This window comes from Sulfuricurvum sp. (assembly GCF_023250475.1).
Taxonomy (GTDB): Bacteria; Campylobacterota; Campylobacteria; order Campylobacterales; family Sulfurimonadaceae; genus Sulfuricurvum.
Genome location: NZ_JAHFAQ010000091.1, coordinates 1 through 9,146 on the forward strand (window position 1 = coordinate 1; position 9,146 = coordinate 9,146).

Annotated in this window: 7 protein-coding genes and 1 pseudogene; 3 read left to right on the forward strand and 5 right to left on the reverse strand. The window is 46.3% G+C overall.

The window, feature by feature from the left end:
• The 5 genes and pseudogenes from Q0C19_RS08835 to Q0C19_RS08855 form a co-directional block, all read right to left on the reverse strand.
• Positions 1–1,040: pseudogene (locus Q0C19_RS08835) on the reverse strand (endonuclease MutS2); the annotation flags it as partial.
• Positions 1,041–1,053: 13 nt separating this feature from the next.
• Complete coding sequence (murC, locus tag Q0C19_RS08840) at positions 1,054–2,364, reverse strand: UDP-N-acetylmuramate--L-alanine ligase (RefSeq protein WP_295055193.1); 1,311 nt, start codon at positions 2,362–2,364, stop codon at positions 1,054–1,056.
• Entirely contained in the window at positions 2,361–2,825 is a 465-nt protein-coding gene (locus tag Q0C19_RS08845) for a hypothetical protein (RefSeq protein ID WP_295055195.1), read from the reverse strand. The genes murC and Q0C19_RS08845 overlap by 4 nt, the downstream gene beginning before the upstream one ends.
• Positions 2,822–3,958, reverse strand: a complete 1,137-nt coding sequence (locus tag Q0C19_RS08850; RefSeq protein ID WP_295055197.1) for a succinyldiaminopimelate transaminase — start codon at positions 3,956–3,958, stop codon at positions 2,822–2,824. Before Q0C19_RS08850 ends, Q0C19_RS08845 begins: the two co-directional genes overlap by 4 nt.
• A gap of 546 nt (positions 3,959–4,504) precedes the next feature.
• Positions 4,505–5,344 carry a polysaccharide deacetylase family protein gene (locus Q0C19_RS08855; protein WP_295055198.1) on the reverse strand — a complete coding sequence of 280 codons (840 nt, stop codon included), beginning with the start codon at positions 5,342–5,344 and terminating at the stop codon, positions 4,505–4,507.
• Positions 5,345–5,454: 110 nt separating this feature from the next.
• Between Q0C19_RS08855 and Q0C19_RS08860 the strand changes: the two genes are divergently transcribed.
• From Q0C19_RS08860 to Q0C19_RS08870, 3 genes are all read left to right on the forward strand, one after another.
• The gene (locus Q0C19_RS08860) at positions 5,455–5,916 is read left to right on the forward strand and encodes a MarR family transcriptional regulator (protein WP_295055200.1); all 462 of its coding nucleotides are present in this window, start codon (positions 5,455–5,457) and stop codon (positions 5,914–5,916) included.
• On the forward strand, positions 5,913–7,046 hold the full coding sequence (locus tag Q0C19_RS08865; RefSeq protein ID WP_295055201.1) for an efflux RND transporter periplasmic adaptor subunit: 1,134 nt from the start codon (positions 5,913–5,915) through the stop codon (positions 7,044–7,046). Before Q0C19_RS08860 ends, Q0C19_RS08865 begins: the two co-directional genes overlap by 4 nt.
• Positions 7,046–9,146 (forward strand): efflux RND transporter permease subunit (locus Q0C19_RS08870; RefSeq protein WP_295055203.1); only part of this gene is annotated, 2,101 nt, incomplete at its 3' end. The genes Q0C19_RS08865 and Q0C19_RS08870, both read left to right, overlap by 1 nt.

Here is a 9,146-nt window from a genome sequence, read left to right on the forward strand (position 1 = left end):
GATTTGTGGGGATTGATCTTCATCGGGATGAGATACTTCGCCATCAGGCTCGCCGAGAGGAGCGATTTGAGGAGCATCGTTTTACCCCCCGCGTTCACCCCCGTAATCATCAGGAGGTTGGAGCGAAAATCGACGCTGATCGGTTTGGGTTTATGGATGGCGGGATGGGAAAATTCTTCGAGAACAATATCGGTGTTGTTTTGGGGTTTGAGGATCGCAAAATCGCGTGCTCGGGCAAACAATACCCGCGCTTGGTAGTGATCGTATCGGTCGAACTCGCGGTCACAAAAGCCGATGAAGGGGACGAGGTTGGAGAGTTTTGCACTGAAACGCTTCGCATACTCATAAAGCTTGGTTTCCCTCTCTTGTAATACATAACGCAACTGCTCTTTCGAGCGGAGCACCGAATCGGGGGCAACGTAGAAAAATCCCGCTCCCGTCCGCCCGACGACGGAGCCTTTGAGGACGTGGTTGAACCCGCCGCGCACCAAAAGGGTCTCTTCATCGTTGATATAGTGGATTTGGGTATCGACGAGATAGGGGGCGAGTTTTTGGGTATGGAACAGCCGCTTTATTGACTCGTTGATCTCGGTTTTGATCGCTTTGATCCGCTGCGCGATTTTATAGAGTTCCTCATCTTTTGACTCGACAAAATTCCCCTCATGATCGAAATACTCATCGATCTCACTGAACACTTCAGGGATGATGATCGTCCCCATCCATTCGCCAATGATCCCTGCGAACTCGTGGTTACGCATCAGACGAAAATAGCGTACGACTTTGAGAAGTTCGTGGATCTCTTCGAACCGCAAAACCCCCTGCTTTTTGAGGTGGTTGATGATAGACTCAAAAGCTACACTCTTCGGCGGGGCTTTGAACTCCAACGCATCAAGGGCTTGAATATAGCGGTAATGCCGTTCCTGATCTCCGGGGATTGCAATGTTTTGCTCGCGTGAAAAGAACTGTTCCAGCGAGGAGATATGAGGGAGGAGATCGAGCTTACCGAAAAGCTCGGCTAGATTAGCGGAAAGTGAACTCATTGACCGTTAAATCTCACTTGGTTCCCCGTAGCTGATAGGTCAAATCCCCTGCCCCGAATCCAACGATGAGATCGTGATCGTACGTTTGAACCACGTCATCGCCGATAATGGATTCGATGGTATCTCCTGCACGGTGAAGTTTGTCGCTCATCGTGAGATTATAGTGTCCGAAACGCCCTGCAAAATCGATCTCACGCGGCTCTTCGCTCGCCGCCCAAACCGGGAGAATCACGAGTTCGGCACACCCTTCGAAACACGCAACAAACGCATCGAGATTATCAATGGTACGGGAGTATTTGTGCGGCTGCCAAATGGCAATAATGCGTTTGAACCCTTTGAGTTCCGCATAAATTTTGAGTGATTCCATTGTCGCTTTGATCTCCGTCGGATGGTGGGCGTAATCGTCGATGATAACGCGGTCTGACCCTTTAAAAATTACGTCAAATCGTTTTTTGATCCCTTTGAAATGGAGGATATTCGCACGGATTGCCGCTATGCTCATGGTCTGAGCCGCCGCCAAGATCGCCAAAGAGGCATCCATTGCGATATGTTCACCAAATCCCCACACTTCGAACTCACCCATGTTTTTGAGGGTAAAGCGGGTATACGGCTCATCGTCAATGAGGGTATAGTGGATATTGGTGATATCTTGACTCGGGAAGAGGCGTATAGCATCGCAGGTGAGCGTCGCCATAAAAGGGTCTTCCGCATTGATAATTCGGATCGGTGCCATCTCAACGAAACGGCTGTAGGCATTATGGAATTCATCAATATTGTAATGGTAATACTCCATGTGTTCCGGTTCGGCATTCGTGACAATCGAACAATACGGGTTGGAGTTCAAAAAGCTTCCATCAGACTCATCCGCTTCAAAGAGCATAACGTCGGTACTGCCGTCATAGCGGACGTTGGAGCCGAAATCTTTCGATTCCGCACCGATGATCGCGCTTCCGCTCATGATCGAAGCCAAAATCGCCGTCGTGGTACTTTTGCCGTGTGCTCCGCATACCGCGTACACTTTTTTCTCTTTGAGGATACGCAAAAGGGCGTCACGGCGATGCAATACGTCGATCCCTCTGTTTTTGGCTTCGATTACTTCAACATTCGTGTCACGGATAATTGCCGAGTGAATCACCAAATCGCATCCTTGAGGGATATTTGCCGCATCGTGTCCGATAAATACTTTGATTCCGCGATCAAGGAGACGCTGGGTGATATGGGTCGCTTTCATATCCGAACCGCTTACCTCATGGCCGCTAAAACGCATATATTTGGCTAATCCTGAAATGCCGATCCCGCCGATCCCGATAAAATGGATTTTCATGCTTCGATCCCCTTTTTGAAAAAACTGATATAAAATTTCCCGCCGTTTTGAGTTGCGGCCATATCAACGTATTCGTCGATAAAATCATCAAACGGAATTTGTGCGTCACACCCTGCACGGTGGACTTTCATCGCTTCACTGAACATTTCATCATTACTGATTCCGCCGAGCACTTCAAACAATGCGCTTGCATCCGTTGCGCTCCCAGCACTGTAGTGTTCGATCGCGTATTCGTATAAAGCTCGGAGCGTCGCGAAATCCTGCACTTCATTCATATCGAGTTTTTCTAGATTTTCCAACGCATTCGTCAGACGCTCCAATGCTAAATCGAGGATATTGGCATAATAGGCCATCAGCGTATCTTCATCAAAGCTATCGTGCGCCTGTGCTTCAAGAACGTATAACGAAGCGATGTCCCCTTCGCTTTGCGCCTGGAAAATTTTATCTTTTAACTCTTTCATGACAGTGCCTCCTTCAGGCGATTAAGTGCTTGGATCGTACGAACCGTCTCTTCAACGAGGGCGATACGGATATAGCCGATCCCCGGATTTTCCCCCGATACATCCTCCCGTGCCAAAAACTCCCCCGGCAATACCTTGACATTATAATCGCGATAGAGCCTTTGGGTAAATTCAAGCGCGTTGTCTACTTTGAGCCAGAGATAAAAGGTTGCATCCGAAGTTCCGATTCCCAGAATTTCCTGCGCCGCTTTGAAATTTTCAGCGTATACCGCGCGCGCTTTCGCCACATGGTACTCATCCGCCCACGCCATCGCCGAAGCCGCTTGGAGAGGCAAAGGCGAAGCGCATCCGACATACGTTCGATACTGAGCGTACCCTTTTAATATTTCCGCATCCCCCGCGATAAATCCGCTTCGAAGTCCCGGAGCGGAAGAGCGTTTGGAGATCGAGTTGATGACAAGAACGTTTTTAAATGACGTATTACCGACATAGACCGACGCTTCAAGAAGAGAGGGAACTTTCTGATCGGTATAAATCTCACTGTAGCACTCGTCGTTGATAAGACAGAAATTATGTTTGAGAGCAAGCTTCACCCATTGCCCAAGCTCTTCGAGGCTAAGTACCGACGCCGTCGGATTGTTCGGAAAATTGAGAATCACCAAATCACATTCGGCAAGCTCCGCTTCGTTGACAATCGGTTTGAAGCCGTTTTTCTCAGTCAAATTAAGATGGATAACACGCGCGCGTGATGCGATTGCCGCACCCTCATAAATTTGATAAAACGGATTGGTGTAGGCCATGACTGGGTTTTGTTTATCAAACAGATAATATTGGGGAAAATTAAAAAGTACTTCCCGCGTCCCGAACGAACTGATTAACTCATTCGTTCCCAATTTCACCCCGAAACGGCGTTCTACAAAACCGCGCATCGAGTCGTTCAAATATGCTTCACCTGCCGTTTTGGGATAGCGGCGAAGTTCTTCAGAGTGTTTTGCCAATGACTTTTGGATAAACGCGGGAGTCTCAAACTGCGGTTCACCGATGGTCAAGGCGATCGGTGAATAGGCACTGTTAGGGGTAATCCCCTCTAAAAGGGAAGTGAGTTTTTCAAATGGGTAGGGTTCAAAATGCAAAGGACGGTCTTTGTAATGGAATTTATTGTTATATTATAGCGTCCTCGTGCTGTAATTCAATTATAGTTAATGCTCAATTATGATGATATCCATCTCATTGACTATTCTGCCATACCATTAAACATTACTTTGTCTCGCCAAAACCATCAATAATTTCTTCGTTATATACAGTATCCATACAAGAGAAAGAACGTAATGAAAGTGAGACCAATGTAACGGATTTAAATTCATTGCAAAGAGTCCAAGAACTGGTATCAGCAACAAAATTTGTAAAAAATAATAGATGAAAGGTTTAATATAACTCTTCTGCCGACGTTCACATATGCAGTTGCTTTTACCGTTTCCGTAGCCCTGCTCGTTTTGATTTAAAGTATAATTTTTCATACTGGAAAGCCTTTGCATTTTTGTTATTTATGCTATTTACTTCAAATATATGAAAAAATAATACTACAATCAACTTAAATTATTATATATTTTTATATGTTAATTTTACCTCATTATCGATCTAACTGGATAAATAAGTCCATTAATATTTCTTTTCATTTACTATTTGACAACCTCTTTTTTTGCAGCAGGCATCCGATCTTCCGTTCCATCAACCATTCTCTCAAAATCTTTGATCGTGTGTTTGCTGATAACCATATAACGTCCCAACGCCATCGCGTTATCTCCTGAAGATGCGTGCTTACGATCAATCGTAAACGCCATCGCATATCCCGTTTTTTTGGCATCTATGAGTAAAGCATCATCGTAAATACCGAATACCCATGCAAGATATTTGACCTCATGTCCCATATGCTCTTCAAGTTTTTTCTTTGCACCGCCAAGCTGTTTATCGACGAACTTAGCATACTCTTCGCTTGAGAGTTTCTTCTTCTCGTGTTTAAAATTCGGATGCCAATAGGTATGGGATTCGACATGAAACAGTTTCGTCGTCTCTAATTCAGTGAGCTGTTCCCATGTCATGGCATATTTAGCATTCGAGATCGCACTCGGATAGATAAACAGAGTGACAGGGATTTTGTATTTTTTGACGATAGGAGCCATATCGCTGTAGACGCTTTTGTGTCCGTCATCGACCGTAATCACGACCGATTTGGCAGGGATCGATTTGATTTTACCCTCCATATACTGCATTGCCGTATCAAGAGGAATCACCGTATAACCGTTTGTTTTAAGCCACTCCATCTGTTCACCGAATACGTGAGTTTTAATACTCATTGAATCGAGGTCTCCACTGCTAAAACGGTGATAACATAACACGGGAACTTTTTTAGGAGTTACCGCACCCCACAAAGAACCTACCAAAACCGCAACCGTCAAAATCAATCGGAACATACCCACTAAGAAACCCTTCTGAATAAAAATCGGCGGATTATAGCGCATATAATCTCCTTAATTATTAACATTATTAACAAATTTCCCTTGACTTTATACGTTCAAATAAAATACAATTCGCCTAATTAGTTGCATAGTCAACTATTTAGGAGATTTCTATGAAGCGATGCGAATGTCCGGTTGACGAATCACTCGGTTGTCTGACCAACCATGCCGCCTATACCGCACGCACCTATCTCACCCGTCAATTGGCCCTAAACGGTATAGATATGACGATTGAGCAGTTTAAAGTGATGGTGGTACTGTGGCAAGAGAAAAGCTCGACTCAGCAATATATTGCCGATTTCGTCGGTAAAGACAAAACGTCTATTACCCGTCTTATTGCAGGATTGGAAAAACGTTCTTTAATTCAGCGTGTCACCGACAAAACCGATAAACGGTGCAATCTCGTCACCCTGACAGCACAAGGTGTTGCTCTCGAAAAACCGACTATGGACGTTTTAACCCGAGCCAATGATGCTTTGCATAAAGAGTTTAACCCCGAAGAACTTGCTATCACTTTGCGTGTCTTAAAACAGATGTGCCAACACCTCCACAACCCTACAAAGGAAAACGTATGAACCGACTCACCACGATTGCGCTATCAAGTGCTTTAATCATTGCTATCAGCGGATGTGAACGTCCCAAAGCCGCAGGGATGGAAAAACCGCCAGAGGGGCCTATCCCCCTAACAACAACCGAAGTCAAAACGGGTGATTTTCCGGCTATCCTCCAAGCAACAGGACAGACGCAAGCCTTTAATACGGTACAGGTTTTCGCACGGGTCAGCGGATATCTCCAAAAACGAGCCTATGTTGAAGGTTCCGCCGTTGTCAAAGGGCAAACTCTGTTTGTTATCGATCCGTCGGATTTACAAAACTCGCTTCAAAATGCCAAAGCAGCCTATGAACTTGCATCCGCAAACTATACCAACGCCAAAGCGGTATTGAACCGTATCAAACCTCTCGCCGAAGCCAATGCTGCCAGCCAACAAGAGCTCGATACCGCAACCGCAAACGAGCGTAATACTGCGGCGGCTCTGTCTGCGGCTAAAGCCTCTTTGGAACAAGCCAAACTTAACCTCAGCTATACCGTAATCAAAGCTCCGATGAGCGGATTTGTCGATAAGTCAAAAGTGGATGTCGGTACGTACATTGCGGCAGGAGCCAATGGACTCTTAACAACGGTATACCAAACCGATCCGATGTACGTCAACTTTACCTTCAGTGAAAATGAAAAACTTGCTCGACAAAATGCAATTGCGGCAGGCCGCCTCAGCGCACCTAAAGATGGGAAATACACTATTGAGCTTACGCTCAGTGACGGAACGACATTAGCCCGAAAAGGCTCTATCAACTTCGTCGCGCCGTTTGTCGATTCGACTACCGGAAACATCACTTACCGTGCCGAAATCGATAACAGCGACCATAAACTCCTTCCGGGACAGTTTGTCCAAGTCAAAGTTAAAGGGATGGAGTGGAAAAACACCCTCTACGTTCCCCAAAAAACTCTACTGACTGGGGAAAAAGGGAAATTCGTATACGCTATTGAAGCCAACAATACCGTTAGCCCAAAACCGGTTGTAGCGGGAGAATGGGTAGGCGAAAATATCCTGATCGAGAGCGGTGTCAATGCCGGAGATAAAATCGCCGCAGATTCATTGCCTAAACTCAAACCGGGGGCGGAAGTCATTCCGAACGGTAAAAAATAATGTTTTCTAAATATTTTATCAATCGTCCCGTTTTATCGGCTGTTATCGCGATGATCATCATGCTGTTAGGATTTGTGGCGATTAAAACGCTGCCGATCTCACAGCTGCCGAATCTCACCCCGCCTACCGTTGTCGTTTCGGCACAGTATCCGGGTGCCGATGCGCAAACCATCGCAAACAATATTCTCACCCCTCTCGAATCACAGATTTCCGGAGCGGATGGATTGATGTACATGTCTTCCAAAGCGGCAGCCCTTCCGGGAAGCGCTACGATTACGTGTACCTTTAACATCGGTGTAAACCAAGACATGGCTGCAGTCGATGTCCAAAACCGAATCAACTCAGTGTTAGCGCAACTTCCTCAAACGACGCGTGATCTTGGGATAACCGTACAGAAAAAAACCTCCGATATCTTACTCATTGTTGCCATCACTTCTCCCGATGGAAGCTACGATGCGACGGGGATCAGCAACTATATCTCCGCCAATCTTCTCGATGAGATTAAAAAAATCCCCGGAGCGGGGAGAAGCCAGATTTTCGGTCAACGCGACTATGCGATGCGCGTCTGGCTCAATCCTGACAAAATGGCATCACTGGGGGTAAGCACCTCTGAAATCGCCGCTGCGATTAAAGATCAAAACCTCCAAGTCTCCCCGGGACGTTTAGGGCAGGCTCCGACCAATGATGAGCAGATGTGGACGATGCAGCTCACCTCAAAAGGGCGTTTCTCAACAGCCGAAGAGTTCCAAAACATCATTATTCGCGCCAAAAATGACGGTTCAATGATAAGACTGCATGATGTCGCCCGTGTAGAACTCGGCAGTCAAAACTATGAATTTTTCGGACGGGTTAACGGTAAACCTGCGGCCATGATCGGAATTTTTGCCGATACCAACGCCAATGCGCTCGATACCTCTGCCGCCGTTGCCGCCAAAATGGAGAAACTCTCCAAAAAATTCCCGAAAGGGATTGCGTATGACATTCCGTACGATACAACCGATTTCGTCAAAATATCGATCGAAGAGGTAATCTTTACCCTCCTTGCGTCGATCGTTTTGGTCAGTTTGGTTATTTATCTCTTTTTGCAAAGCTCCCGCGCAGCAATGATCCCGATCCTCTCGATCCCGATCTCTCTGACGGGTGCTTTTATCGGTATGTATCTTTTGGGATATTCCATTAATACTCTCACCCTCTTTGGACTGGTTCTGGCCATCGGTATCGTCGTCGATGATGCCATCGTAGTTATCGAAAATATGGAACGGATACTCCAACATGAAAAGCTTTCTCCCCGCGAAGCGGCGATCAAAGCGATGTCTCAAATCTCCGGTCCCGTTATTGCCATTGTATTGGTTATGTGTGCCGTATTTATCCCGGCAACCTTTTTGGGCGGTATGACGGGTCAGCTCTACAAGCAATTTGCCGCAACCATTGCCATCTCTGTTGTCTTCTCAGGGTTTATGGCGCTTACCTTTGCCCCTGCTATCGGTGCACTGATCCTGAAACATCATGAGAACGAACCGGCACGTTTTTTCCGATGGTTTAACCGCAAATTTGCAGCCATGACGGATAATTATGTCCGTCGATCCGGATTCATGATCCGCAAATCATTGATCTTCTTGGCTATCTATCTGTCCACATACTTTTTTATCGGATTTTTTCATAAGACTCTGCCGAGCGCCTTTTTACCGATGGAGGATCAGGGATACTTTATTACCAGTGTCAACCTTCCCGAAGGTGCCACCGCGAACCGTACATTAGAGGTTGTCAAGCAGGTAGAAGCCATTCTTAGCAAACAAGAAGGGATTTATAAATATACGGCTATCACAGGGCTTAATATTCTTACCTTTTCTCAAGAGCCCAACTCCGCCGTTATTTTTACCCGGCTAAAACCGTGGGCTGAACGCCCAACAAAAGAGTTGGCGGTTTTCGGGATTCTAGGTTCACTCGGACCGAAATTGGGAAGTATCAAAGAGGCAAAAGTATTTGCCATGCCTCCGCCGCCGATACGCGGAATGGGACCATCCGATATGTTCAGCCTGCGCCTTTGCAGCCGGGAGATAACGACTTTAACAAGCTCGCCAATGCTACCAATGCATTTGT